The organism is Enterobacter sp. QK-SA4 (assembly GCF_056856775.1).
The window spans coordinates 2,173,203-2,198,859 of record NZ_JBXFXH010000007.1; the positions used below are offsets into that span (position 1 = coordinate 2,173,203).

Genomic DNA, 25,657 nt, shown 5'->3' on the forward strand with positions numbered 1-25,657 from the left:
TTTCTCCGTTATTTAAATAATCAATTCTTATCCTGATGACGGCGCTGCGAATATTTCGCGGTGCCCTGTCATAGGAAATCTGCATACCGTCTCTCGCGGCTAACTCCTTGTCTATAATCCAGTTAACGGGGAATGCGCCCTCGGTCACACCTTGATGAAATTTCCTGAAGCCGTACGGTGCGGCGCATTTGCGCGGTCTACGTTTAATAAGGGAGATATTTTTACGGCACGGCTGCCGCTAAATTTCATTGCGACAGGAGTAACCCTTATGAGCAAAAAATTTGCCCGCAGCAGCCTGTGCGCGCTCGGCATGACTATCATGACAGCGCAAGCCGCAGAACCACCAAAGGCCATCGGCGACGGGGAAGGTCGACTGGATATTATCGCCTGGCCGGGATACATCGAACGCGGACAGACGGATAAAAACTACGACTGGGTCACCCAGTTTGAAAAAGAGACCGGGTGTGCGGTCAACGTCAAGACGGCGGCCACGTCGGATGAAATGGTCAGCCTGATGGCGAAAGGGGGATATGACCTGGTCACCGCCTCGGGTGACGCCTCTCTGCGCCTGATCATGGGGAAACGCGTTCAGCCCATTAACCCCGACCTCATCCCCAACTGGAAAACCCTCGACGCGCGGATTGTGAAAGGGGAATGGTTTAACGTCGGCGGGAAAGTCTACGGCACGCCATATCAGTGGGGGCCAAACCTGCTGATGTACAACACCAAAACCTTCCCGACGCCGCCGGACAGCTGGAGCGTGGTCTTTACCAAACAGGATCTGCCGGACGGTAAAACCAATCAGGGACGCGTTCAGGCGTATGACGGCCCGATTTATATCGCCGATGCGGCGCTCTTCGTCAAAGCTACCCAGCCGCAGCTGGGGATCAAAGACCCTTACCAGCTTACCGAAGCACAGTATGCCGCCGTGCTGAAAGTGCTGCGCGACCAGCACGCGCTGATCCACCGCTACTGGCATGACACCACGGTTCAGATGAGCGATTTCAAAAATGAAGGCGTCGTGGCCTCCAGCGCCTGGCCGTATCAGGCGAATGCCCTGAAGGCCGAGAACCAGCCCATTTCCACCGTCTTCCCGAAAGAGGGGGTGACCGGCTGGGCGGATACCACCATGCTGCACGCGCAGGCAAAACACCCGATGTGCGCCTACAAATGGATGAACTGGTCGCTGACGCCGAAAGTGCAGGGCGATCTGGCGGCCTGGTTTGGCTCCCTGCCCGTGGTTGCTGAAGGGTGTAAGGCCAGCACGCTGCTGGGTGATAAAGGCTGCGAAACAAACGGTTATAACGAGTTCGACAAAATCATGTTCTGGAAAACCCCTATCGCCGAAGGCGGCAAATTTGTCCCTTACAGCCGCTGGACGCAGGATTACATCGCCATCATGGGCGGTCGTTAATTGCCCGGGAGCAGAACATGACGTACGCGGTAGAGTTTAACAACGTTTCCCGTCTGTACGGCGACGTACGGGCGGTGGATGGGGTCACCATTGCTATTCGTGACGGAGAATTTTTCTCCATGCTGGGGCCTTCGGGCTCCGGCAAAACCACCTGCCTGCGTCTGATCGCGGGTTTTGAACAGCTGTCAGGCGGCACAATTTCTATCTTCGGCAAAGAGGCGAGCGAACTGCCTCCCTGGGAGCGGGATGTGAATACCGTCTTTCAGGACTACGCGCTGTTCCCGCATATGTCGATCCTCGACAATGTTGCCTACGGGCTGATGGTCAAAGGCATCGACAAGAAAAAACGTCATGCGCAGGCCCGTGATGCCCTGGAAAAAGTGGGCCTGAGCTTTGCCATAGCCCGCAAACCTTCACAACTTTCCGGCGGCCAGCGGCAGCGTGTCGCCATCGCCCGGGCGCTGGTCAATGAGCCGCGCGTCCTGCTGCTGGATGAACCCTTAGGTGCGCTCGATCTCAAACTGCGTGAACAAATGCAGTTCGAGCTAAAGAAGCTTCAGCAGGAACTCGGCATCACCTTTATTTTTGTCACCCACGATCAGGGCGAGGCCCTTTCCATGTCAGACCGGGTGGCGGTGTTCAATAACGGGCGCATCGAGCAGGTGGATACTCCTCGCGATCTCTACATGCGTCCGCGCACGCCGTTTGTCGCCGGTTTTGTCGGCACGTCCAACGTCTTTGATGCTGGCCTTGCGCAGAAAATATGCGGCATGGAAGGCAGCTATTCCCTGCGCCCGGAACATATTCGCCTTAATGAGGGCGGAGACGTTCAGGTTCAGGGCATCGTGCAGGCCGTTCAGTATCAGGGGGCGGCCACGCGGCTGGAGCTGAAACTTGCCGATGGCGCCAAACTGCTGGTGAGCCAGGCCAATCTCAGTGAAACCTCGTCGCTGAGCGGCATTGCGCCGGGGCAGGCGGTGATGGCGTCGTGGTCACGCGAGGCGATGATTCGCCTGCACGAGGAGAGGTGAAATGTCTATGAGTGTCGCGCATCCTCCCGCCTCGCACGGCCGCTTAAGCCGCATGACGGCGCTGTTCTGGCGTAAACCGTCGCTCGGTCTGTTCCTGCTTCTGCTCGCGCCGCTCATGTGGTTTGGCATCGTCTATTTAGGATCGCTTCTGACCCTGCTGTGGCAAGGATTTTACACCTTTGACGATTTCACCATGGCCGTCACGCCGGATCTGACCCTGGCGAACATTCAGGCGCTTTTCAACCCGGCAAACTACGACATTATCCTGCGCACGTTAACCATGGCGATTGCGGTGACGATTGCCAGCGCCATCCTGGCATTCCCGATGGCCTGGTACATGGCGCGATACACCCGCGGCAAGTGGAAAGCGTTTTTCTATATCGCTGTGATGCTGCCAATGTGGGCGAGCTACATCGTCAAAGCCTACGCCTGGACGCTGCTGCTGGCGAAGGATGGGGTGGCGCAGTGGTTTCTCAACCATATGGGGCTGGAGCCGATCCTGACCTCACTCCTTACGCTCCCGGCGATTGGCGGCAACACCTTGTCCACCTCCGGGCTGGGACGGTTTCTGGTCTTCGTCTATATCTGGCTGCCGTTTATGATCCTGCCCGTCCAGGCGGCTCTGGAACGCCTGCCGGCCTCGCTACTGCAGGCCTCAGCCGACCTCGGCGCGCGCCCTCGCCAGACCTTTCGCTACGTCGTTCTGCCGCTGGCGATCCCGGGTATTGCCGCGGGCTCAATATTCACCTTTTCCCTGACGCTGGGAGATTTCATCGTTCCGCAGCTGGTGGGGCCGCCGGGCTACTTCATCGGTAACATGGTCTACTCGCAGCAGGGCGCCATTGGCAATATGCCCATGGCCGCCGCGTTCACGCTGGTGCCCATCGTGCTGATTTCACTCTATCTGGCGTTCGTGAAACGTCTGGGAGCATTCGATGCACTCTGAACGCGCACCGCTGTTCCTGAAAGTGGCAGCCTGGGGAGGCGTCATCTTCCTGCACTTCCCGCTGCTGATTATCGCGACCTATGCCTTTAATACCGAAGACGCGGCCTTCAGCTTTCCGCCGCAGGGGCTGACTCTGAAGTGGTTCAGCGTGGCGGCGGGGCGCGGCGATATTATTGAATCCGTGACGTTGTCACTTCAGATTGCCGCGCTCTCCACCGCGATTGCCCTTGTGCTTGGCACGCTTGCTGCAGCGGCGCTGTGGCGAAGCGAGTTTTTTGGCAAGGATGCGATCTCGCTGCTGCTGCTGTTGCCGATTGCGTTGCCGGGGATCATCACCGGTCTGGCACTGCTGACGGCATTCAAAACGATCGACCTTGAGCCTGGGTTTTCCACCATCGTGGTCGGACACGCCACCTTTTGCGTGGTGGTGGTGTTTAACAACGTGATTGCCCGGTTCAGACGCACCTCCTGGAGCCTGGTGGAAGCGTCGATGGATCTCGGGGCTGACGGATGGCAAACCTTCCGCTATGTGGTGCTGCCAAATCTGGGTTCAGCGCTGCTGGCCGGGGGAATGCTGGCGTTTGCCCTGTCGTTTGACGAGATAATCGTCACAACGTTTACGGCGGGACACGAGCGCACGTTACCGCTGTGGTTGCTCAATCAGCTCGGTCGTCCGCGCGACGTTCCGGTCACCAACGTCGTAGCACTGCTGGTGATGCTGGTGACAACTATCCCCATTCTGGGAGCCTGGTGGCTAACCCGCGACGGTGAGAACATCGCCGGCAGCGGGAAATAACAGTGAATTCAACAGGAAAATGCTATGCAAACACAACTGCTGATAGAGGGAAAACTGGTAACCGGAGAGGGAGAAAAACAGCCGGTCTATAACCCGGCCACTGGAGAACTCCTGCTGGAGATTGCCGAGGCGTCAGCGGCTCAGGTCGACGCGGCGGTTCAGGCGGCCGACCGTGCTTTTGCTGAGTGGGGGCAAACCACGCCGAAAACCCGTGCCGAGTGCCTGCTGAAGCTGGCGGATGCGATTGAAGCGCATGGGGAGGACTTTGCCCGGCTCGAATCCCTCAACTGCGGCAAGCCGCTGCACTGTGCTCTGGGTGATGAAATTCCGGCGGTGGTCGACGTTTTCCGTTTCTTTGCCGGGGCCGCCCGCTGTCTGAACGGGCTGGCCGCCGGGGAGTACCTTGACGGCCACACGTCGATGATCCGCCGCGATCCGGTGGGCGTGGTTGCCTCTATTGCCCCCTGGAACTATCCGCTGATGATGGCGGCCTGGAAACTGGCCCCCGCGCTGGCGGCAGGGAACTGCGTGGTGATTAAGCCCTCAGAGATCACGCCCCTGACCGCGCTGAAGCTGGGAGAGCTGGCTAAAGATATCTTCCCGGCAGGCGTTCTGAACGTCCTGTTTGGCCGGGGGAAAACGGTCGGCGATCCGCTGACCGGGCATGAAAAAGTCCGTATGGTCTCGCTGACCGGTTCGATTGCTACCGGGGAACATATCATCGGCCATACCGCGTCCTCCATTAAACGCACCCACATGGAGCTGGGCGGTAAAGCGCCGGTTATCGTCTTTGATGATGCTGACCTGGATGCGGTTGTCGAAGGGGTGCGGACGTTTGGTTTCTACAATGCCGGGCAGGACTGTACGGCGGCGTGCCGGATTTATGCCCAGAAGGGCATCTATGCCGCGCTGGTGGAAAAGCTGGGCGCAGCGGTCGCCAGCCTCAAAATGGGGGCGCCGGAGGATGACTCTACCGAACTGGGACCGCTCAGCTCGGCCGCCCATCTTTCACGCGTCTGTCAGGCGGTCGATGAGGCGAAAGCGCTCGGCCACATCCGCGTTGTCACCGGTGGGACCAAAAAAGAGGGGGCAGGCTACTACTTCCAGCCAACCCTGCTGGCGGGGGCGAAGCAGGACGACGCCATCGTTCAGCGGGAGGTGTTTGGCCCGGTGGTGAGCGTTACCGAGTTTGACGACGAAGCGCAGGTGCTGGCCTGGGCGAACGATTCGCAGTATGGCCTGGCGTCATCGGTCTGGACCAAAGACGTGGGCCGCGCCCATCGTCTGAGCGCGCGCCTGCAGTACGGCTGCACCTGGGTGAATACCCATTTTATGCTGGTGAGCGAAATGCCGCACGGCGGCATGAAATTATCCGGCTACGGCAAAGATATGTCGGTCTACGGGCTTGAGGATTATACGGTCGTGCGGCATGTCATGATCAAACACTAAGCCCGCCACGCCTGGCCGCATGCGCGGCCAGGCGTTCCCCGCGCCCGCCATGAGTGTTACGTAAGATACTCAATTGTTATTGTCCATAATCTTTAAGTGGTTATTCTGTAACGAAAAAACTTGATCTGTATCAACATATGACGCATATTGCGTGCGGTTATTTTTTCGGCTCTGGTATACAGAATGACGTTGTATCAAAAGATGTTGGTTTTTTACGCAATCATGGCTTCCATCTGCGCATTAATTACCTGGTTCCTTTCTAAAGACCGCAAACGTATCCGCCTGCTCAGCGCTTTTCTGGTGGGGTCAACCTGGCCAATGAGCTTTCCCGTTGCGCTGCTGGTCTCGCTTTTCTGAAGCACGCTTCCATTTTTAAAAGATGAATATGGCATTCCAGATACGGTAACTGTATAAATAAACAGTGCATCGTAAAAGGAGTGCTTATGAACAGTTTTTACTCGCAGCAGGCCGGTTGTACCGTGCGCTGGCATGACCTGCCCGGCACCGGCGATCCCGTGGTGTTCATTCACGGGCTGGGCTGCGCCTCTTCCTATGAATATCCCCGTGTCGTTCATGACCCGCAGTTTGGCGCGCGTAGAGCGATTCTCATCGATTTGCCCGGCAGCGGCTACAGCGACAAGCCTGAGCACTACAGCTATAAAACCACCGACCAGGCGAACGTTGTGGCGGAACTGATTGACCATCTAGAGCTGGAGTCCTTTTGGTTATACGGCCACAGCATGGGCGGCAGCATTGCTATCGAAACGGCGGGGCTGCTGGCGTCACGAGTGAAGGGCCTGATGGTGTCAGAGCCTAATTTTCACGCGGGCGGGGGCATGTTCAGCCGGTCTATTGCGGCGCAAACCGAGCAGCAGTTTCTAACGCAGGGCTATGACGCCATGCTCAGCGCGGAAAAAACGGCGTGGGCGGGATGTCTGCAGAGCAATGCGCCATATGCCGTCTGGCGGGGCGCATCGAGCCTGGTGGCGGGCGTTGAACCGGAATGGGAAGCGCAGTTTCTGTCACTTCCTTGCCCGGTAACGTTGATTTTCGGCGAGCATTCTCTTCCGGATGACGATGTGGAAAGTCTGAAGCAAAAGGGCGTCGAGGTGAAAATCATTCCTGCGGCAGGGCATTCAATGTCGTGGGAAAACCCTTCTGCGCTGGCGCAGACGATCGTTGGCTGTATGGCGCGGTGAAAATGGCCCGCATGGCTGCGGGCCGACATCTCAGCGCAATAACGCCTGTAAAGCCCGGCGAGCACCGGGCTGAACATCATGCGGATGCTGGTAATCAATGTTCTCTATCGCGCGGCTATAGAGTGCGACCAGCCAGTCGTATACGTACGAGGTGGCCGCATGCACAGGCTGTTCTCCCAGTCGCGTCAAGCGAGGCTCGGCGCTGCTGACCACTGGCGTAACGAAGATGGCCTGCCCCTTGCGGATGCGGCTTGCCGGACGTGTTGCCACAGGCGTCTGGTCGTAACCCAGCCAGCCAATGAAATTGCCCATCACGGCATGCAGCTGTGCCGCGCTGCTTTTATCCGCTTCGACGATACGCTGAAGCTGTTGAGGCAGATCAAGCCGGTAGCTGGTGACCACCAGCACATCCGCGATTTGCTGTAATACCGAAGGCTCCAGCCCAAGGCGCGCGGCCGTTGCCTCATTGCGGCTCCACTGACGCAGATGATTTATCCAGACTCTGTGCGCCAGACGCGCTTTGTCTTTTGTCTGGAACAGGCCGCTGCTTTCCTGGGTATTCTCGGCAAACAGGTCAATAGTGTCCGTAAACAGCCCGTTCACCTGCTCCTCGCGCGGCTGCTGAACGGCGAGCAGCGTTTCAAAGGCTTTCAGCGGCGGCAGCAGGCCTTCAAGCAGTTCGCCGTGGCGGGCGGCGCTGCTTTGCAGCGTGCGCACCATGTTTTCGGCCTGAGCGCGTCTTGTCCCCGGCTCTTCAACCAGCGGTGCCAGATAGCTCTGCATCAGCGATGAGAGCTCCTGTCGCAGCAAGCCTTTCAGCGTGCCGAGACGCTTCTGTCGCTGCGCGGGCAGCGTGGCCTGAGAGAGCCACTCAATGACGCGCTGCATGCTGTGGCTGTCCAGCGCCTGCAGCGTGCCCCAGCGTAAACCCGGCTTTCCAAGCAGATGCTGTACAGCTTCATCGAGATTCTGTCGGGTGGTAAAGCGGGCGTCGTGAGGGGTAATCGCCCACACCAGCCCCGGCAGGGCCGATTCTTCAGCAGGCTGCGTCTCCTTGACCCAGTTCATCAACACTTTTGCTTTTTTTGCCGTGTGTTCGTGCTGCGCCGTCGCGTTGCAAATCACCAGCACATCCGGCTGAAGCTGTTGACGGTAATGCTCGAGCAGCCACTGGGACTTCGCCTGGCGTAGCGGGTCGGCACGGTTATCTTCAAAAACCGGAATATCAATAATATCGACGTTATCCAGCGCGCCGTTCTCAACCGGCAGCACCAGCTCGCGGGTCAGGAAGGCCAGCACGTCGACGGGGATGCTGATGGCGTTTAGCATTTCACCGCTATTCAGCGGATGAAGCAGCGTCTCCTGCGCGTCCTGAAGATCTAACGTGCCGTCGTGCGTCAGGAACCCTTCACCCGGCAGGCCAAAGCTGTCCACCAGCAGGCTAAGCGGGGCAGCAAGCTCGCCGGCATGGCTGGTCTGGTGCAGCACATGGGCCAGTTTTAACCACTGCTGGGTCAACTCCTGCTGCTCGCCCCACAGCAGCGACCAGACGCTGGCCCGCGTGCTGAGATCGAGAGAAGGCACCAGCCGGGCGAACTCATGCCACAGGGCATCATCAATTTGCTGCTTAGCGGCGGGTACGGTGCTTTGCCAGAAGCGGGCTATCGCACCCACTTCCTGAGCCGTGATACCGGGCACGCCCTGCGGCTGGCGCAGCCCGCGCCATTTCTCCAGACGTGTCTCAATGACCGCCTTATCTACCGCGCGCATCTGCGGATGCAGCGTCGAGCGGGCAATAAACAGCTGTACCAGCTCGGCCTCGGTGACCAGGCTTAGACGCAGCGGGAACGCCTCATCCGCCACCTCCGGGCTTTGCCGGGTGAAGCGGACGGCCATGTTGGTCAGGGCATGTCCCGGATTGATATGCGAAAAATAGTCAAAGGTGCGCTGGCCCGGCGTCACGTTCAGGCGTCCATTACCGCTGCCGCACAGGGATAACAGCAGATGGGCTTTCGCGCTCTGCGAATGACCGTAAAGCCCAATGCTGCTCTGGCGCGTCATGGCGCGTTCAATGGCCTGCTCCCGCGCCTGCGCCGCGTTGATGCGAGCAAGCAGGGCGTCAGCATCGTTATCCAGCACAGGGGCGTTCAGGCGCGTCTCATTAATCCACCCGATTAAGGCCTGAGTGGTGGTCGTCGTCGCTGTCATTTCAGGTATACGCTCCCGCTGTCGATCCAGTAGTGGCTACCGCTATGTCGGCGATCGGCCAGGGTATTCAGTTTGAAGGTTAATGCGTCAGGGGCAACCGGCGTGCCGTCCTGCAGCCAGGCATCGCTCAGCTCGAAGGCCTCAGGACCTTCCTGCTTGCTGCCGCCGCAGAGCTTCAGCCGCACGTTCAGCACGCCGTCACCGGCAATGGCTTTCGCCAGTTCAGCCGAGTTGATGCTGAGCGTGTAGAGCGGCGTGGCGGGCCAGCGCGCGTTCGCCAGCTGGCGGAAGCCGAGGGTAACGTTACCGCGCAGCGGGAAGTGCAGACGCGCGTCGAGCTTCGCGCCCGGCTTATCGAGGTCGATATCCTGATACCAGACGTTTTCCTCGCGCAGGGTATTAACGGTGTTATCCAGCACGCCGAGATACCGCACGGTTGAATACGCGCCAATGTCCGCGGCTTTAAAGTTGAAGCGCGGCAGACGCAGGTCCAGCGCCAGGCTGCAGAGCATGGCCCCCACGGCGGCCGTCGATTTCGGGTTGCCAATGCGCCCCTGCTGGCTGAACGGATACCACTCGTGCACCTGGTATTTATCCAGCCAGACGATACGGTTTACAGGCACCGGCTGCAGATGACGAATCAGCGCCTGAACGCCAGGCAGGCAGCCGGGGCGTCCGGTGATCAGCAGAATATCGCAGCTGTAATGGGATATCGCCTCGCACACCGCGTGAAGCGGCGAGGCCAGCGTAAACTGCCCGGCCAGCATTGCATCCTGCATTTCGCGGAAGTTCACATGCAGCGGCACCGCGAACAGGTCAAACGCGTCTGAACCCGCAGGCAGGGCATGGTCGATCGCCTGCTGCAGATAATTCATTACGTTGCGGGTCGGTTTCTGCGGCAGGAGATCGCCAAAGGTGGCATGCAGACCGGCCAGCGGATCGTCAACGTCGCTCGATTCCCACGCGGCAAGAATAGCGTGGCCAATCGGCATAAAGAGCTGAAGCGCCGTTTGCTGACGGAGTACCGCCTGGGTATCGATGCGCCCGGAGTCGCCGAACAGCGACGCCATCAGCAGCGAAGCGTCCGCGATACCGGACTTCTGCAGCTGCGTTTGCAGCGCGGGCAGCACGTAGCGCTGAATCACGTCCAGAAGCGTGTCGTCGCCCGCGACTTTAAAGCCTTCACGGAACAGCAGCTGCGGGGTGATTTTGACGTTATTGCCGGAGCCGTCATCCAGCTGATAATGGGTGATCGCCATATCCGTTGTGCCGCCGCCGATGTCGATGGAGGCAACGCGCAGCGCGCGGCCCGGCTGGCTACCCGGCTCAGGCTCACGGTCCGGGCGGGCCAGGGAGGCGAAGAAAGCTTCGGTCTGACCGCCAAAGCGTGAGATTGCTTCGTTATACAGCCAGACCAGTTGACCGCAGCTGGCTTCATCCCACTCCATCTGGATTTCAGGAACCGGCACCACGCTTTTATCCTGCTGTTTGCGGGTGACAAAATCCTCATCCTGCGGGTGCCACCCCATCGCTTTCCAGACGATGGCGATGGCTTCAAACATGCGGCGACGGAAAATTTCGCGCTCCTGCTTTGGCATGGCCGAGGGAAGGGTCAGGATCAGGGTGCGCAGCTGGCGCGGCGACGCCGGGAAGCCCAGACGCAGGCGCGTGGCGACGCTGTTGATCTGCCCCAGCGCCTGCGCCAGCAGCTCGCACAGCATGTGCGTCATCAGCGTACTGCGGCTGTACTGCGGCGAGAAGACCGGCAGGCGCTCGTCCTGCGGCAGCGTGAAGAGCGGCTCGCCGTCGTCGTTCATCAGGTTCATCAGCGGAAACGCGGTGGCAAGCGGCTCGCGCTGGGTTTTGCTGTTCATCTGGCTAAAGCGCCAGTCCTGCACGACCGGCGTTTCATCCCACAGGTAGCGACGCGGGCTGGAGATGCCGCTGTTGCCTTCGGTCCCCAGACGCTGCATCGCCAGCTTGCGGGCTTCATCGCCCACGCGAACAATTGACGGCCAGACAAAGGCATCTTCGCGACCGCTTTCAACCGAGAAGTGCTGCTTGCCAAAGCGCGCTTCCGAAAACTCAAGACGGCTGGTGAACAGGGGCGCATTCAGGAACTGCGGCTCGCTTAGCGAGCGGACCTGCAGCTCGGCGGTCTGGCGCAGGCCATCGTTGGCGTCGCCGTGGTCTTCAATAATGACGCCGCAGGTGTGGGTATTGCCCACGTCGAGGATCAGGTCGACCGGAATGGCTGGCGTGCTGAGCGTATGGGTGACAAATTTCACTTCCGGTACGGTGAGCTGTTCACCGAGCATGGTCAGCAGGTTAAGCCAGTGGGCCTGATATTCAAAACTGCGCATCGCCTGCTGCAGGTCGCGTTCAGAGCGGTTCTCAACGCCGTCGGCATACTGGGTAAACGCCTCGCGCAGCCAGCCGTCAATCCAGGTCTGGTCGAGGAAACTTTCAACTTCGTTGTCTCGCCAGGCCAGCGCGAATCGGGTCCCGTTGAGAATATCGTTTTCAACCGGGGACAGGGCGGACGTGGCGTGTTCTGCAATCTGGCTGTCAAGGGCGAGCGTGACGCGGTGCGTATTGCCTGCCGTGTCGGGTGTATCCAGCCTGCGCACCTGAACGCGGGCCCAGTTATCCGGCCCCTCAACGAAGGTTCGCGGCGGGTTGAAGCGCAGGAACGGAACCGGGAGCCAGACGCCGTCCAGCACCGCCAGGGACTGATGCAGCGGGATGGTGGTTTCCGGCTTAACTACTTCAGGCTGCCCGCCGTTCGTCCCAGGCACGGTATAGCGCCCGTTAACCAGGTCGAAATCGAGCCGCAGCAGCGGGCCGTTCGCGGTTTTACGTACGAAGCGCCCGTTGCTGGCGGTATCCTGCGGCGTCAGACCGAAATCAAGGAACTGCACGCCGCTGTTGGCAATAAGCGTGACGCTTTGTTTATAGTCGCAAAGATTTACCAGCATAGGATCAGGCACCTGCTTTCTTGAACGTCAGGGGAACGACGGTATTGGCATCATAACGGGCGCGACATTCTGCGATATCGCTGGCGCCTGCTTTACAGGCAACCTCCGGCATCGGGTAGCGGGAGCCGTCGGTGCAGCGGGCAGTACCGCGACTTTTAATCATCAGCTCGCCGTTGCTGTGCAGGCCGGAGAAGACCTCCGCGCGGCAGACAACGTTGTCGCCATGGACAACCCGGGCGAAGCCTTTATTGTTCTGGATCTGATAGCGCATTGACGGTGGCTTGCCGGTGACCGGATCTTTCACGTCCAGAACCGCACGCCAGGTGCCGTTCAGGAAACGCGTCGATCCCGCTTTCACCTGATTCGCTTCCATCACCATGGCGTCTTTCGGGATGGCGACAATCACCACCGGAGCGGGCTGTGGCGCAGGAGCGGCCGGAGCTGCTTCTTTTTCTTTGCTGGCCACGACCTCTGCCTGATGCAGCGGTAATTTCATGGCCAGCGGCTCAACCGCTTTGATCGGCTTTGGCGCAATCTCTACGGGCTGAGGGGCGGGCACCGGGGCGGGCTCAGCGGAAGGCGACTGTTTTGGCCACAGCAGCGGTGCGGCAATGGCGGCAACGATCGCGACGGCAACCGGCAGCGTCCACAGGGGAACGCGGCGCTTTTTCGCGACGATCGGCACAGCCAGTTCCTGAACGGGTTGCGCAACGGCCTGTGCCGGCTCAGGCTCATACAGATCTTCCGGCGTGATACGCACCACCGTGGAAGGGGCGATCAGCGGTTCGTCGGCGTGTTCGAAGGCCACAACCGGTTCTAGCTCAGGCTCGGGTTCAGGATCTTCAATCACAACGGGGGCAGGCTCAGGGACCAGCGATTCACGCAGGCAGTCGAGGACATCGTCGCGCGCATTTTCATTCAGGTTTACAAACCCCCAGAAGCTGATGACCGGCTTTCCGTCCACCAGGAAAAGGAAGTTTTCACCCGGGAACTGAAACGCCTTTGACAGCAGAGAACCAAAAAGCTGCTGTGCGGTTTTGGGCGACTGGAGGCATTTCTTGCTTAACGACTCAACGCTGGCTAGCGTGTTTTCCAGATAGCGCAGGGCGCGATAACGGTCATCTTCATCGGCCGCTTTCCAGCTGGTTACGCTCCCTTCAACGGGGGAATACCAGTCCACGCGGTCACCGCTGTCGTTGACCTGAGGAATAGCCAGACAGTCGACGATGGCCTGTTGTTTGCGCAACCGGAGCGCTTCCCGGATTTGTAACGCTGATTCAAAAACGGCTTGTCCGCCGCCGCCAACGGCCTGAAAGTCATCCAGGTTACCGCTGCGTAAAAGAGTTTTTGCCACGATTTGATCCCATATACTTCTTCACACCGTTACTTTAACGAAACGAGGAAGCAACCAAACGGGGGAAGAGACGCTAAAAGGACCGATTTCTTGCGGCATAGAAAGTGACGGTTGTGCTTGACGAATAATGGCCCTTAAGGAGAATCACCTTTTGGGGCGCTGGCTGTTAAAACAGCAAAAAACGCGGCTTTAGAATAACCTGATAGTGTTTCGTTATTTGCCAGGTCATATCGCCTGTGCTGTTATTACTGTCTTATATAATAAAACTGTCAGGGTTATAACCATGTCTACAGGGAAAACACTGCTCGCCCTTGCGCTGAGCGCGCTGTTACCAGCCGGTGCCGCATGGGCGGCAAACAACGACACCCTTATTTACTGTTCTGAAGCGTCTCCCGAGTCCTTCAACCCGCAAATCGCCAGCTCTGGCCCGTCTTTTGTGGCCAGCTCTCAGGTGCTTTACAACCGTCTGATCAATTTTGACCCGGTGAAAAACACCCCGGTTCCGTCGCTGGCGGAGTCCTGGACGATTTCGCCGGACGGTAAGACGTATACCTTTGCCCTGCGCAAAGGGGTGAAGTTCAACAGCAATAAATACTTCAAACCGACGCGCGACTTTAACGCCGATGACGTTATTTTCTCGGTTCTGCGTCAGAAAGACCCTAAACACCCGTATCACAACGTGTCGCAGGGCAACTACGAATACTTTAACGATGTCGGTCTCGATAAGCTGATCCAGGACGTTAAAAAGGTCGACGATTATCACGTCCAGTTCACCCTCAGCGAACCCAACGCCGCGTTTCTGGCCGACTGGGGGATGGATTTCGCCTCCATTCTCTCCGCCGAATACGCCGACGCGATGCTGAAAAAAGGCACGCCTGAAAACGTTGACACCTGGCCGATTGGTACCGGGCCTTATGTCCTGCAGCAGTACAAGGTGGATTCGCTGATCCGCTACGTCGCGAACCCGAACTACTGGGAAGGCGAAGTGCCGACGAAGCATCTCATCTTCTCCATCACGCCGAATGTGGAAACCCGTCTGGCGAAGCTGCAGACCAACGAGTGCCAGATCATTCCTGCACCGTCCCCGGTTCAGTTTGACGCCATCAAGAACAACAAAGACCTGACTCTGCACTCGGTCGATGCGCTGAACGTCGGCTATCTGGCGTTCAACACCGAGAAAAAACCGTTTGATAACGTGCTGGTGCGCCAGGCGCTTAACTACGCGACCGACAAGAAGGCGATCGTCAATGCGGTCTTTATGGGATCCGGTACGGTGGCAAAATCGCCGATCCCGCCAAATATGCTGGGCTTTAATAAAGACCTGAAGGACTACAGCTACGATCCTGAAAAAGCGAAAGCGCTGCTGAAGCAGGCGGGGCTGGAGAAGGGGGCGGAAGTCACGCTGTGGTCAATGCCGGTTCAGCGTCCTTATAACCCGAACTCGCGCCGTATCGCAGAGATGATCCAGAGCGACTGGGCGAAAGTCGGCGTGAAGGCCAAAATTGTCTCTTACGAGTGGGGTGAATATCTCTCCGGAATGCGTAAAGGCGAACATGACTCCGCGCTGTTTGGCTGGATGTCCGATAACGGTGACCCTGATAACTTTGCCGACGTGCTGCTGGGCTGCAACAGCATTAAAACCGGATCAAACGCCGCGCGCTGGTGCGATAAGGGTTATGATGCTCTGGTGCAAAAAGCGAAGCTGACCAGCAGCCCGGCCGAGCGCGCGAAACTCTACGGCCAGGCGCAGGAGATCTTCTACCAGCAGGCGCCGTGGATCGCACTGGCAAACGGGAAAACGTTCTATGCGACCCGCAGCAACGTGACCGGATACAGCGTGAGCCTGATGGGCAGCGATTTCTCCAAAGCGAAGCTGAACTAAGCGTTTTATCGCCGGGTGGCGGCTACGCCTTACCCGGCCTACATTTGGCACCCGTAGGCCCGGCAAGCGTAGCGCCACCGGGCACATGACAAGGAGTGACAATGTCACATTTAAGCGAAGTTACCGCCCGTGTGGATGCCGCTATCGAAGAGAGCGTGATTACCCATATGAATGAACTGCTGATCGAATTAAGCGATGACGCTGAGCTCAGCCGTGAAGATCGCTACACCCAGCAGCAGCGTCTGCGTACCGCGATTTCGCACCATGGTAAGCAGCATAAAGAGGAGTTGGACGCGCGTGAGGAACAGCTGACCAAAGGCGGCACCATACTGTAACGATCAAAACTGGCGTCGCGCCACCAGCCAGGCCCCGATGACCAGCATCACCGCGCCGCACGCCGGGCCAATGAGGGCGCGCAGCGGAATGCCGTTGCTTCTCAGCACGTCCATCACCAGCCCGCCAATCAGCTGGCTTGCTACCAGCACGGCGATAGTCGTCGCCGCGCCAACGTTCTGATACCCGCTGATGCTGGCAAACACGAAAAACGACCCCAGCAGCCCCGGAATAAGCGTCCACCAGCGTACCGTTGCGGCCAGCTCGCTGAATCCGGCGACGCCCTGTTTCAGCAGCAGAATGCTGACAAACAGCACAATGCCGACCAGAGAGTTCAGCAGCATCGCGATAAGAATGGTGGAGGAAGACTGGGTGATACGCACCATTAAGGTATTTTGCAATACCAGTCCAATTCCCGCCGCCACCAGAAACGCCAGCGTCAGTGACTGATTCATGGGATAGCGTCCGGATCGCTGCGCTCGTCCAGCTGCAGCTGCATAAAGGTCAAGTCCAGCCAGCGGCCAAACTTGGTTCCCACCTGCGGCATCTGCCCCGTGGTGACAAAACCAAGCGTTTCATGGAGATGAATCGAGGCATGGTTTTGCGCTTCAATACCGGCCACCATTACGTGTTTACCGATGGCGCGGGCCTCGTTAATCAGCGCGACCATTAGCGTGCGGCCAATGCCTTGTCCCTGATGATCCGGGTGGACGTAGACCGAATGCTCAACCGTATGACGGAAACCGTCGAAGGCGCGCCAGTCGCCGAAAGAGGCGTAACCGGTGATAACGCCGTTTTCCTCGCTCACCAGAACCGGGTAACCCGCGAGCGTGCGCGCCTCAAACCAGGCGATTCGGTTATCGGTATCGACGGTTTTATCGTTCCAGATCGAGGCAGTATGCAGCACCGCATGGTTGTAGATTTCGCCTATCGCAGCGCAGTCTTCCTTGCAGGCATGACGAACGATCATGATTAACCCTCTGTGTGTTGTTCACTATAGTGTTACGTTATTCCTACGATATTACACAACCGTATAGCCCGAACGCTACGGCATAAGCCATATTTTTTTGTTATCAAAAGCACATTGAAATGCCTTTCATACACTATAGTATGACGTCATGAACACCATAACAGACACGATGAATCAACGGATTAGCGCAAGAATTCGCCTTGAACGCGAGTCTCGCGGATGGTCCCTGAGCGAGCTTGCTGACCGGGCAGGGGTCTCGCGCGCGATGATCCACAAGATTGAACGCGGAGACAGCAGCCCGACAGCCACCTTGCTTGCTCGCCTGTCCGGCGCGTTTGGCATCAGCATGTCAACGCTTATTGCCCGGGCCGAAATGCAGGAGGGCAAGCTGCTGCGCCTTGCAAACCAGCCCGTCTGGCGAGATCCGCAGACGCACTATCTCCGCCGCCATGTTTCTCCCCGCACCGATCTGCCCATCGACCTTGTTCAGGTTGAACTGCCCGCGGGCAGCGATGTTCCGATGCCTGCATCTTCTTACGCGCTGGCACGTCAGCTTATCTGGCTCCAGTCCGGCGAGCTGGTGTTTCAGGAGGGCGATACGCGCCACGAAATGCACGCCGGAGACTGTCTCGAGCTGGGGCCGCCAAATGACTGCAGGTTCATCAACGAAACGAATGAAACCTGCATCTATCTGGTTGTACGGCTTAACCAGTCTGCCTCGTAATGCTAATGCGATAACGCCGATCGTGAGCCAGGCTGTAATGACATTTGTACCAGAAGGAGATCCCGATGAATCAACCTGTTTCGCAAAATCGCCGCTGGGTACTGGCCTCTCGTCCTCAGGGTGCGCCGGTCGCGGAAAATTTTCGTCTCGAAACGCAGCCTGTTCCCGCCCCCGCTGAGGGACAGCTTTTGCTGCGCACCGTCTGGCTGTCGCTGGACCCTTACATGCGGGGGCGCATGAGCGATGCGCCATCCTATTCACCACCGGTTGAGCTGGGCGCGGTGATGGTGGGGGGAACGGTTAGCCGCGTTGAGCAGTCAAATCATCCCGACTTCAAAGCCGGTGAGTGGGTGCTGGGCTACAGCGGCTGGCAGGAGTATGAACTCTCGGACGGCAGCGGCCTGGTGAAGCTGGGCGAAAATCCGTCACATCCTTCCTGGGCGCTGGGTATTCTGGGCATGCCGGGCTTTACCGCCTATATGGGATTGCTGGATATCGGGCAGCCAAAAGCGGGCGAAACGCTGGTGGTCGCCGCGGCGACAGGCCCGGTTGGCGCGACCGTCGGGCAGATCGGTAAAATTAAAGGTTGCCGGGTAGTCGGCGTCGCCGGTGGGGCTGAAAAATGCCGCCATGCCGTTGAGGTCCTCGGGTTTGACCTCTGTCTGGATCACCACGCGGCCGACTTTGCCGAACAGCTGAAACGCGCCTGCCCGAACGGGATTGACGTCTATTATGAAAACGTCGGCGGGAAAGTATTTGACGCCGTGCTGCCGTTACTGAATACCTCCGCGCGCGTGCCGGTGTGCGGTCTGGTGAGCGGCTACAATGCGACGGGCCTGCCCGAGGGGCCGGATCGCCTGCCGCTCCTGATGGCGACCATCCTGAAGAAACGCATTCGTATGCAGGGCTTTATCATCGGGCAGGATTACGGTCACCGCATTAAGGAGTTCCAGGAAGCGATGGGACGCTGGGTGCAGGAGGGCAAAATTCACTATCGCGAACAGATAACGGACGGGCTGGAGAACGCGCCCGAGGCGCTGATTGGCCTGCTTGAAGGGCGTAACTTCGGCAAAGTCGTGATTCGCGTCGCGAGTGACAATAAATAAACGGCACTATGGCGGGGTTTCCCGCCATATTTATTTGTGAAGATACGATATATTGTCTTTAATTAACGGACATGGCATTTCGCGTCCGCATCCCGGATGGGCCCGAAACCAATAAAAAAACAAATTTTGCTTTTTTGATGTTTTTACGTACTTCCCACCACCAGGCATGACGATACAGGATATATCGGACCGGCGTCGTTTTATTAAAACTGGCGTTTAAAAATAGCATTAAGTTTTAGCTACAGGAATTGAACATGCTTGATTTGGACCACTTAGAAAAAGCCCAAAGGGTCAGTCTTACCATGCAAGTTGAACACAGTTTGAAAGGAGCGTTAATTACAGGCTCACTCAAACCTGGGGCACGACTGATTACGAAAGAGATCGCCGATAAATTAGGAACCAGTATTACCCCTGTTCGCGAGGCGCTGTTGCGCCTGGTGTCATCAGGGGCGTTACACGCCACGCCGGCGCAGGCATTTCTGGTTCCGGAGGTCACGCTGGAGCGCTATAACGAGATTAACGCCATCCGCAAGCAGCTTGAGCCGATGGCGGTCGCCGCGGCCTGTCAGAATATGTCTGATAGCAAACTGGAGGCGTTGCGCAAATTGTCGGATGCCTTTCATGAGGCCATGCGCAACGGGAACGTCCAGCAGGCATTGCATGCGAATCGCGTCTTCCGGTTTACGCTTTATCAGTACGCAGAAATGCCAACGCTTAATGCCTTAATTGAGCAGCTCTGGGTGCGCATCGGGCCCTGTATGAACTATCTGCATCAGGAGCTTAACGACATCAAAGCCTCGACATATCACTATGACGAACTGCTTTCCGCCCTTGAGCGAAGAGATGTTGTTGCCTGCCAGAAGGCGATTGATAAGGTGATTGATGAAGCGAATTTGCTTTTACAGCGACAATATTTTAACTAAGAGATTATTTAGCAGAGCGACTATATTCCGCCCCTAATTATTTATCTGGTGAATAACTCCTGATGGTTTATTGCCATCAGGAGCGTTATTTCATTAATAAGATAAACTTTTCTTTTCGCTTACTCGAAGCGATAAGAGACCGACAGCCCGACCCCGTAGTTACGGCCCGGTGCTGGCTCGTAATAACGACCGTTAGACTCGTTGACAATAACCGAGCCCGCGTACTCTTTATCGAACAGGTTATCGACGCGGCCAAAGACATCCATGCCCCAGCTGCCGTAGTTGAATTTGTACCCGGTGTTCAGCCCGACCACAGTATACGACGGCGCTTTCGCCGTATTCTCGTCGTCGGCCATGATATCGCTCATGTAGCGCACGTCAGAGCCCGCGTACCAGCCTTCTTCCGGCTGCCAGCCAAACGAGGCGTAACCCATGTTGCGGGCAATGCCCGGCATCCGGTTACCGTTACAGTCTGCGTCGCTGCAGACGTTAGTTCGGTAGGTGGCATCCAGATACGTCCATGCCATCTTCAGCTTCCAGTTCTCTGCAAACTGCTGGTCGAGGGAGACTTCCACCCCCTGACGACGGGTTTTACCGGCATTTTTATAGCTGGTACGCCCGCCAGAGCTGGCATCCACCACGATCTCATCATCCGTATCGGTGCGGAACAGCGCCGCGGTCAGCAGGCCATTGCCGATGCGGGTTTTGCTGCCCACTTCATACGTGTTGTTGGTGGACGGCTGCAGGCCGATGTTAAGGCCGCCCTGGTTATCGGCGCGATAGGAAAGCTCGTTGATGGTTGGCGTTTCGAATCCACGCCCTGCGGCAGCGTAGAGGTTCCATGCGTCCGTCACCGCATACTTCACGGAACCGGCCGGGAGCCACTTGTGATAGCTCGCGTCACCGCTGTCATCGCCGTTGCCCGGCGTAACGTAATGGTCGTTGGAATCAAACCAGACCGAGCTGTAGCGCACCCCCGCATCCACAGACAGCTTCTGCGTCAGCTGCCAGCTGCTTTGCAGGTAAGGATCGACGTTCCACATCAGGTTACGTTCGTTTCGACGCTTATCACCCTTCACGCCGTAATCCGGCACGCCGTTGTTCATCACGAAGTTCTCGTATCCGCGACGATCTTCGCTCAGGTTTTCGTAGTTCAGGCCGGTAGTAAAGGTCACCGGCACCAGCAGCTCGCCACGGTGCGTCCAGCGGGTATCGATGCCCTGATAATGACGCTGCATATCAATCACCCCGCCGGAGTGGGAGGGTTTTAGCTGCGGCTGATACGGAATCGACTGGTACTGCGTCATTTCACGTTCGCCGGCGTACATCATTACGCTGAGGTCGTCCTGAGCGCTGAGCTGGCGGTCGTAGCGCAGGCCGGCCTGGGTCTGCTTGATGGTCTTGCGGGTGTTGTACTGATCGCCGCGTGGAGATTGACGCGGGTTATTTTGCCACTCCTGATAGCTCAGACCGCCCGGATCGTTGGCCTTCATGTCCACGCTGTTGAAGATCAGCGTCAGCTTGCTGACGTCGTCAATGCGCACGCCCAGCTTGGCGTTAGCGAGGTTCTTCCGCGCGCCGCTGTGGTCGCGGTAGCCTTTGGTGGTGAAACGGGTGGTGGAGACGGTGTAATCCACGTCCCCGGCGTGGGTGCCGTCACCCATCGCGCCGGTGGCTTTCATGCCATAGCGCCAGGTCCCGTAGCTGCCGTAATAGCTGCTGGCTTCAATGGTTGGCGGCTGCTGCCCGGTCTGGGTGTTGATGTTAATCACGCCGCCGGAGGCGTTGCCGTACAGGGCCGAGAAGGGGCCGCGCAGCACTTCAACGCTCTCCACGCTGGAGAGATCGATGTTGGAGGTCTGGCCCTGTCCGTCCGGCATGGTGGCAGGGATACCGTCGACGTACATACGGATACCGCGCACGCCAAACGTTGAGCGGGCACCAAACCCACGCATTGAAAGCTGGAGATCCTGGGCATAGTTCTGGCGGTTCTGAATTTGCAGTCCCGGGACGCTGCCGAGGGATTCAGACAGGTTGATGCGCGGCGCGGCCTGGCGCATATCATCGCCGTTAACGACGCTGACAGCGGCCGGGGTATCGAGCTCCGATACGGTTTGCGGCGTGGCGCTGACGATCATGGTTTGTTCTTCCGCGCTCATTGCAGTTAGCGGCGCGAAAATAACGGGAACCAGCAGCAGCGGGAGAGAAGCCTTACGGGCAGAAATGATTTTCATGAATAAAACCGGTTGTGGTGTATAAACGAACCAAATGGAACATGTCCATACATGTTAAAGGTTTTGTAAATGTTTTGAAAACTATAACCGCACATTGCGTTAATGAAAGGCGAAGCGCGAAAGAAAAACTCCACATTCAGTCCAATAATGATTACTATTCTCATTATCAAAAGACAATGCCATGACGTTGTCTGCCGGAAGTGATGTCAGCCCAAACCCCTCTTTTCAGAAAAGGAATTGTTATGTCTTTACGTCATCTGTGCTCGCCGCGTCTGAGCCTGTCACTGCTGTCTGCCACTTTACTGCTTGCCGGGACGTTCCAGGTGCATGCCGCCGAAGAGGTGCTGCGTAAAGCGGTGGGCAAAGGGGCGTATGAAATGGCGGTCAGCCAGCAGGAGAATGCGCTGTGGGTGGCGACCTCGCAAAGCCGCAAAACCGATAAGGGCGGAGTGATCTATCGCCTTGATCCGGTTACGCTGGACGTGACGCAGGCGATTCACAGCGATCTCAAACCCTTTGGCGCCACGCTCGACGGCGCGACGCAAACCCTGTGGTTTGGCAACACCCTCAACGGCGCGGTGACGGCCATCGATGCGAAAACGGGCGACGTGAAAGGGCGACTGGTGCTCGATAATCGCCAGCGCAGTGAAACCGTCAAACCGCTGCAGCCGCGCCAGCTGGTGGCGGATGACGCGAGCAACACGATTTACATCACCGGTGTCGGCAAAGAGAGCGTGATTTGGGTGGTGGATGGCGCAACGCTGAAGCTGAAAGAGACCATTGCCAATACCGGTACGTACAGCACCGGCCTGGCGCTGGATGCGCAGGCAAAACGTCTGTACACCACGAATGCGGACGGCGAGCTGGTAACCATTGATACGGCGACCAATAAAATCCTGAGCCGCAAAAAGGTGCAGGATGACGGCAAAGAGCACTTCTACCTGAACATCAGCCTCGATACCGCCGGCCAGCGCGCGTTCCTGACCGATTCAAAACAGCCGGAAGTGCTGGTGGTGAGCCTGAAAGACGGCAGCGTGATGGAGAAGATTGCCGCGCCTGAATCACTGGCCGTCCTGTTTAACCCAACGCGCAATGAGGTTTACGTGACGCACCGTGAAGCCGGTAAGGTGAGCGTGATTGACGCGAAAACGTATAAGGTCACAAAAACCTTCGACACGCCGGTTTACCCGAACAGCCTGGCGCTCTCTGCGGATGGCAAAACCCTGTACGTGACGGTGAAACAAAAATCCACTCGCCAGCAGGAAGCCACTCAGCCTGACGACGTAATTCGTATCGCGCTGTAAGATAAAAAAAGGGAAGGCATTTGCCTTCCCTTTTTAATGCTTACCAGATGCTTAACGCGAGGTTTCTTCCACCAGCGGTGCGTCGTGTTTTTCATCGTCGTGATGAACCGGCGCGGTGCTGTGGATCTCGTGAACGCGCTTACGCACGCCGAACCAGCCGGCAATCAGCAGTACCGCCAGCAGCGGAATCGTTGCGATGGTGTAGGTACCGTTCGGGTAGTCGAACGCCATCAGCACCAGCACGCTGAACAGGAACAGCAGGGTGAGCCAGGAGGTCACCGGTGCGCCCGGCATCTTGAAGCTCACATCAGCCGCTTTGCCTTCTTTGATCGCTTTGCGCAGACGCATCTGGCAGACCACAATGAAAGCCCAGGAGGCGATAATCCCCAGTGCAGCCACGTTCAGAACGATCTCAAATACGCGGGACGGCACCAGATAGTTCAGGAACACGCCAAAGACGTAAACCACCAGCGTTGCCAGAATCCCCGCATAGGGAACCTGCTGCTTGCTCATTTTCGACATGAACTTCGGCGCAGAACCGCCCATCGACATGGAGCGCAGGATACGGCCGGTAGAGTAAAGACCGGAGTTCAGGCTGGAGAGCGCCGCGGTCAGGACCACGATGTTCATGATGCTGCCAACGTAAGGCACGCCCAGCTTAGAGAAGAAGGTCACAAACGGACTCTGACCGGCCTGATAGGCAGTCCACGGGAGCAGCAGAACCAGCAGCACCACGGAACCGACGTAGAACAGACCGATACGCCAGATCACGCTGTTAATGGCTTTTGGCACCATAGTCTGCGGATCTTTACATTCACCTGCTGCGGTACCCACCAGTTCGATGGAGGCGAAGGCGAACACCACGCCCTGAACCAGGACCAGCGCAGGCAGCAGACCGTGCGGGAAGAACCCGCCGTTATCGGTTATCAGGTGGAAGCCGGTGGCATTGCCGTCCAGCGGCTTGCCGCTGCCGAGGAAGACGGTACCCACGACCAGGAACACCACGATGGCCAGCACTTTAACCAGCGCAAACCAGAACTCCATCTCCGCGAACCACTTCACGCCGATCATGTTCATGGTGCCGACAATCGCCAGCGCGCCAAGCGCAAAGACCCACTGCGGCACATCGCCAAACGCGCCCCAGTAGTGCATATACAGCGCAACGGCGGTGATATCGACAATACCGGTCATCGCCCAGTTGACGAAGTACATCCAGCCCGCAACGTAGGCCGCTTTTTCACCGAGGAATTCACGGGCGTAAGAGACGAAGCTTCCGCTGGAAGGGCGATGCAGTACCAGTTCGCCCAGCGCACGAAGAATAAAGAAAGAGAAGATCCCGCACACCAGATAGACCAGGGCGAGAGCAGGGCCAGCCATTTGCAGACGCGCACCCGCACCTAAAAACAGACCCGTTCCGATAGCGCCGCCGATGGCGATCATTTGAACCTGACGGTTGCCCATCGCTTTGTGGTAGCCCTCTTCGTGGGAGTTCAACCAGCGACGTTTAGCAGCATGATGATCGGCTGCGCTTTTATTGCTTGTTTTCATTGAGTTACCTGTTTGCCTGTCTGAACCATTATCGTGATAGTCCTGCCTGGCAGAGCGCAATACAAACGATTGCTTCTGCGCAAACACATGTCGCCTTCCCAGTCATTCTGCGTATGGATAAGGCGAAACATGGCGAGGCATCCTACCTGCAATTCATAAGCGACGCAAAATATAACCGTGCCGAAAGTGATGCACGTCGAAGGAAATCGTGTGGTCAGAGCAGACGGCGATCACAACACGCTGAATCGTGGTGAGTTTTTAGACAAAACATGCGGCGGGTTGATTATTTAATCATCAGAATCTCTTAATTATTACCAGGTGGTAAAGATTTTGACTGCTGCAGAGCATCTAACAGTAACCTGAAAGCGGTAGTGTGCTGGCGACGGCTCGGATAATAAAGGTGATACCCCTCGAAAGTAGGGCACCACGATTCAAGGACCCTGACCAGCCGTCCGTGATTAAGCGCCTCCAGAACCGACGCCTCCGGCACGTAGGCTAATCCGAGTCCATTCTCAGCGGCGTCGATACGCTGCGGCAGGCTGCTCAGCGTAAGCTGCCCCTCAACCCGCACGCGAAGCTCGCGCCCGTCGCGTTCAAATTCCCAGTGATACAGTCCGCCGCGCGTGGGCAGGCGCATGTTGATGCAGCGGTGGTCAGCGAGCTGCTCCGGCGTCTGCGGCACGCCAAAGCGAGCCAGATAATCCCTGGAACCGACCACGGCCATGCGCATATCCGGCGCTATCCGTACCGCAATCATATCTTTTGCCACCTGTTCACCCAGGCGTACTCCCGCGTCGAAACGGCCATCGACGATATCCGTCAGGCCATTGTCGACCGTCACTTCGACGTTAATGTCAGGATACTGCACCATAAACGCCTTCAGGACCGGCCAGAGCACGGCGTCCATCGCGTGTTCGCCGGCGACGATGCGGATAGCGCCTGCGGGTTTGTCGCGTGCGCTGCGAAGCGCCGTGAGTTCCTGTTCGATCTCCAGCAGATGCGGGCTTAAGCGCGTAAAAAGCTGCTCACCCGCGGGTGTCGGAACCACGCTGCGGGTTGTGCGGGTTAACAGGCGAACGTCGAGCCGCGCTTCAAGCTTGCGCATCGCATGACTCAGCGCCGATTGCGAGACGCCCAGCTGCGCCGCCGCGCGCGTAAAGCTGCGCTCGCGGGCGACTACCATAAAAGAGAGGAGGTCGTTGAAATTATCTTTTAGCATCGCGATTGCCTCTATTTATGAATTTCAATCATATTTCCT

General features: G+C 57.7%; 21 protein-coding genes. 13 read left to right on the plus strand and 8 right to left on the minus strand.

Annotated elements, in window-relative coordinates; genetic code table 11:
- Positions 1–268 precede the first annotated feature (268 nt).
- From ydcS to AC1VYI_RS11945, 7 genes are all read left to right on the plus strand, one after another.
- Positions 269–1,414 (plus strand): putative ABC transporter substrate-binding protein YdcS, encoded by a 1,146-nt coding sequence (ydcS, locus tag AC1VYI_RS11915; RefSeq protein WP_059446758.1) that lies wholly within the window; start codon positions 269–271, stop codon positions 1,412–1,414.
- A 17-nt stretch (positions 1,415–1,431) separates the two neighbouring features.
- Positions 1,432–2,445: an ABC transporter ATP-binding protein gene (locus AC1VYI_RS11920; protein ID WP_045354186.1), complete on the plus strand. Its 1,014-nt coding sequence runs from the start codon at positions 1,432–1,434 to the stop codon at positions 2,443–2,445.
- 1 nt (position 2,446) lies between these two features.
- Positions 2,447–3,391, plus strand: coding sequence for an ABC transporter permease (locus AC1VYI_RS11925; RefSeq protein ID WP_023311994.1), 945 nt, complete (start codon positions 2,447–2,449; stop codon positions 3,389–3,391).
- Positions 3,381–4,187, plus strand: coding sequence for an ABC transporter permease (locus tag AC1VYI_RS11930; protein ID WP_226483862.1), 807 nt, complete (start codon positions 3,381–3,383; stop codon positions 4,185–4,187). Before AC1VYI_RS11925 ends, AC1VYI_RS11930 begins: the two co-directional genes overlap by 11 nt.
- Positions 4,188–4,211: 24 nt before the next feature.
- Entirely contained in the window at positions 4,212–5,636 is a 1,425-nt protein-coding gene (gene patD / locus AC1VYI_RS11935) for an aminobutyraldehyde dehydrogenase (protein ID WP_023311992.1), read from the plus strand.
- A gap of 183 nt (positions 5,637–5,819) precedes the next feature.
- Entirely contained in the window at positions 5,820–5,993 is a 174-nt protein-coding gene (locus AC1VYI_RS11940; RefSeq protein ID WP_013096478.1) for a GhoT/OrtT family toxin, read from the plus strand.
- Positions 5,994–6,079: 86 nt separating this feature from the next.
- On the plus strand, positions 6,080–6,835 hold the full coding sequence (locus AC1VYI_RS11945; RefSeq protein WP_134866133.1) for an alpha/beta fold hydrolase: 756 nt from the start codon (positions 6,080–6,082) through the stop codon (positions 6,833–6,835).
- A gap of 30 nt (positions 6,836–6,865) precedes the next feature.
- On the opposite strand, the gene AC1VYI_RS11950 is transcribed toward AC1VYI_RS11945, so the two are convergent.
- From AC1VYI_RS11950 to AC1VYI_RS11960, 3 genes are read right to left on the minus strand one after another with little or no spacing between them, the layout of a single operon-like run.
- Positions 6,866–9,043, minus strand: coding sequence for a virulence factor SrfC family protein (locus AC1VYI_RS11950; RefSeq protein WP_226483861.1), 2,178 nt, complete (start codon positions 9,041–9,043; stop codon positions 6,866–6,868).
- Complete coding sequence (locus AC1VYI_RS11955) at positions 9,040–12,021, minus strand: virulence factor SrfB (protein ID WP_134866134.1); 2,982 nt, start codon at positions 12,019–12,021, stop codon at positions 9,040–9,042. Before AC1VYI_RS11955 ends, AC1VYI_RS11950 begins: the two co-directional genes overlap by 4 nt.
- A gap of 4 nt (positions 12,022–12,025) precedes the next feature.
- Positions 12,026–13,375 carry an SrfA family protein gene (locus AC1VYI_RS11960; RefSeq protein WP_134866135.1) on the minus strand — a complete coding sequence of 450 codons (1,350 nt, stop codon included), beginning with the start codon at positions 13,373–13,375 and terminating at the stop codon, positions 12,026–12,028.
- A 283-nt stretch (positions 13,376–13,658) separates the two neighbouring features.
- Between AC1VYI_RS11960 and AC1VYI_RS11965 the strand changes: the two genes are divergently transcribed.
- The gene (locus AC1VYI_RS11965) at positions 13,659–15,257 is read left to right on the plus strand and encodes an ABC transporter substrate-binding protein (RefSeq protein WP_023311987.1); all 1,599 of its coding nucleotides are present in this window, start codon (positions 13,659–13,661) and stop codon (positions 15,255–15,257) included.
- Positions 15,258–15,358: 101 nt separating this feature from the next.
- Positions 15,359–15,592, plus strand: coding sequence for a YdcY family protein (locus tag AC1VYI_RS11970; protein WP_023311986.1), 234 nt, complete (start codon positions 15,359–15,361; stop codon positions 15,590–15,592).
- A 3-nt stretch (positions 15,593–15,595) separates the two neighbouring features.
- Here AC1VYI_RS11970 and AC1VYI_RS11975 read toward each other — a convergent pair whose 3' ends face one another.
- On the minus strand, positions 15,596–16,045 hold the full coding sequence (locus AC1VYI_RS11975) for a DMT family transporter (RefSeq protein WP_045400041.1): 450 nt from the start codon (positions 16,043–16,045) through the stop codon (positions 15,596–15,598).
- A complete protein-coding gene (locus AC1VYI_RS11980; protein WP_134866136.1) occupies positions 16,042–16,560 on the minus strand; it encodes a GNAT family N-acetyltransferase in 519 nt (172 codons plus the stop codon). Before AC1VYI_RS11980 ends, AC1VYI_RS11975 begins: the two co-directional genes overlap by 4 nt.
- 148 nt (positions 16,561–16,708) lie before the next feature.
- Here AC1VYI_RS11980 and AC1VYI_RS11985 point away from each other — a divergent pair, with 148 nt between their 5' ends.
- The 3 genes from AC1VYI_RS11985 to AC1VYI_RS11995 all read left to right on the plus strand — a co-directional run bounded on the left by AC1VYI_RS11985 (position 16,709) and on the right by AC1VYI_RS11995 (position 19,313).
- A complete protein-coding gene (locus AC1VYI_RS11985; protein ID WP_023311983.1) occupies positions 16,709–17,284 on the plus strand; it encodes a helix-turn-helix domain-containing protein in 576 nt (191 codons plus the stop codon).
- A gap of 65 nt (positions 17,285–17,349) precedes the next feature.
- Positions 17,350–18,390 (plus strand): NADP-dependent oxidoreductase, encoded by a 1,041-nt coding sequence (locus AC1VYI_RS11990; protein ID WP_047741953.1) that lies wholly within the window; start codon positions 17,350–17,352, stop codon positions 18,388–18,390.
- A 254-nt stretch (positions 18,391–18,644) separates the two neighbouring features.
- A complete protein-coding gene (locus tag AC1VYI_RS11995; RefSeq protein ID WP_023311981.1) occupies positions 18,645–19,313 on the plus strand; it encodes a GntR family transcriptional regulator in 669 nt (222 codons plus the stop codon).
- A gap of 119 nt (positions 19,314–19,432) precedes the next feature.
- On the opposite strand, the gene pqqU is transcribed toward AC1VYI_RS11995, so the two are convergent.
- Positions 19,433–21,547 carry a TonB-dependent receptor PqqU gene (gene pqqU / locus AC1VYI_RS12000; protein WP_134866137.1) on the minus strand — a complete coding sequence of 705 codons (2,115 nt, stop codon included), beginning with the start codon at positions 21,545–21,547 and terminating at the stop codon, positions 19,433–19,435.
- Positions 21,548–21,789: 242 nt separating this feature from the next.
- Here pqqU and yncE point away from each other — a divergent pair, with 242 nt between their 5' ends.
- A complete protein-coding gene (yncE, locus tag AC1VYI_RS12005) occupies positions 21,790–22,851 on the plus strand; it encodes a 7-bladed beta-propeller protein YncE (protein ID WP_023311979.1) in 1,062 nt (353 codons plus the stop codon).
- Between the two features lie 51 nt (positions 22,852–22,902).
- Here yncE and ansP read toward each other — a convergent pair whose 3' ends face one another.
- Together ansP and AC1VYI_RS12015 are read right to left on the minus strand one after the other, a co-directional pair.
- On the minus strand, positions 22,903–24,399 hold the full coding sequence (gene ansP / locus AC1VYI_RS12010) for an L-asparagine permease (RefSeq protein WP_023311978.1): 1,497 nt from the start codon (positions 24,397–24,399) through the stop codon (positions 22,903–22,905).
- Positions 24,400–24,703: 304 nt separating this feature from the next.
- Positions 24,704–25,618 carry a LysR family transcriptional regulator gene (locus AC1VYI_RS12015; RefSeq protein ID WP_045354159.1) on the minus strand — a complete coding sequence of 305 codons (915 nt, stop codon included), beginning with the start codon at positions 25,616–25,618 and terminating at the stop codon, positions 24,704–24,706.
- Between the last annotated feature and the right edge of the window lie 39 nt (positions 25,619–25,657).

Excerpts from the sequence above, each read along its gene's own strand:
- AC1VYI_RS11980 (WP_134866136.1), bottom strand. The coding sequence starts at position 16,560 with ATGATCGTTCGTCATGCCTGCAAGGAAGACTGCGCTGCGATAGGCGAA.
- AC1VYI_RS11975 (WP_045400041.1), bottom strand. The coding sequence starts at position 16,045 with ATGAATCAGTCACTGACGCTGGCGTTTCTGGTGGCGGCGGGAATTGGA.
- AC1VYI_RS11945 (WP_134866133.1), top strand. The coding sequence starts at position 6,080 with ATGAACAGTTTTTACTCGCAGCAGGCCGGTTGTACCGTGCGCTGGCAT.
- AC1VYI_RS11940 (WP_013096478.1), top strand. The coding sequence starts at position 5,820 with ATGACGTTGTATCAAAAGATGTTGGTTTTTTACGCAATCATGGCTTCC.
- patD (WP_023311992.1), top strand. The coding sequence starts at position 4,212 with ATGCAAACACAACTGCTGATAGAGGGAAAACTGGTAACCGGAGAGGGA.
- AC1VYI_RS11990 (WP_047741953.1), top strand. The coding sequence starts at position 17,350 with ATGAATCAACCTGTTTCGCAAAATCGCCGCTGGGTACTGGCCTCTCGT.
- AC1VYI_RS11950 (WP_226483861.1), bottom strand. The coding sequence starts at position 9,043 with ATGACAGCGACGACGACCACCACTCAGGCCTTAATCGGGTGGATTAAT.
- AC1VYI_RS11955 (WP_134866134.1), bottom strand. The coding sequence starts at position 12,021 with ATGCTGGTAAATCTTTGCGACTATAAACAAAGCGTCACGCTTATTGCC.
- pqqU (WP_134866137.1), bottom strand. The coding sequence starts at position 21,547 with ATGAAAATCATTTCTGCCCGTAAGGCTTCTCTCCCGCTGCTGCTGGTT.
- ydcS (WP_059446758.1), top strand. The coding sequence starts at position 269 with ATGAGCAAAAAATTTGCCCGCAGCAGCCTGTGCGCGCTCGGCATGACT.
- AC1VYI_RS11995 (WP_023311981.1), top strand. The coding sequence starts at position 18,645 with ATGCTTGATTTGGACCACTTAGAAAAAGCCCAAAGGGTCAGTCTTACC.
- AC1VYI_RS11965 (WP_023311987.1), top strand. The coding sequence starts at position 13,659 with ATGTCTACAGGGAAAACACTGCTCGCCCTTGCGCTGAGCGCGCTGTTA.
- AC1VYI_RS11925 (WP_023311994.1), top strand. The coding sequence starts at position 2,447 with ATGTCTATGAGTGTCGCGCATCCTCCCGCCTCGCACGGCCGCTTAAGC.
- AC1VYI_RS11930 (WP_226483862.1), top strand. The coding sequence starts at position 3,381 with ATGCACTCTGAACGCGCACCGCTGTTCCTGAAAGTGGCAGCCTGGGGA.
- ansP (WP_023311978.1), bottom strand. The coding sequence starts at position 24,399 with ATGAAAACAAGCAATAAAAGCGCAGCCGATCATCATGCTGCTAAACGT.
- yncE (WP_023311979.1), top strand. The coding sequence starts at position 21,790 with ATGTCTTTACGTCATCTGTGCTCGCCGCGTCTGAGCCTGTCACTGCTG.
- AC1VYI_RS11985 (WP_023311983.1), top strand. The coding sequence starts at position 16,709 with ATGAACACCATAACAGACACGATGAATCAACGGATTAGCGCAAGAATT.
- AC1VYI_RS11970 (WP_023311986.1), top strand. The coding sequence starts at position 15,359 with ATGTCACATTTAAGCGAAGTTACCGCCCGTGTGGATGCCGCTATCGAA.
- AC1VYI_RS12015 (WP_045354159.1), bottom strand. The coding sequence starts at position 25,618 with ATGCTAAAAGATAATTTCAACGACCTCCTCTCTTTTATGGTAGTCGCC.
- AC1VYI_RS11920 (WP_045354186.1), top strand. The coding sequence starts at position 1,432 with ATGACGTACGCGGTAGAGTTTAACAACGTTTCCCGTCTGTACGGCGAC.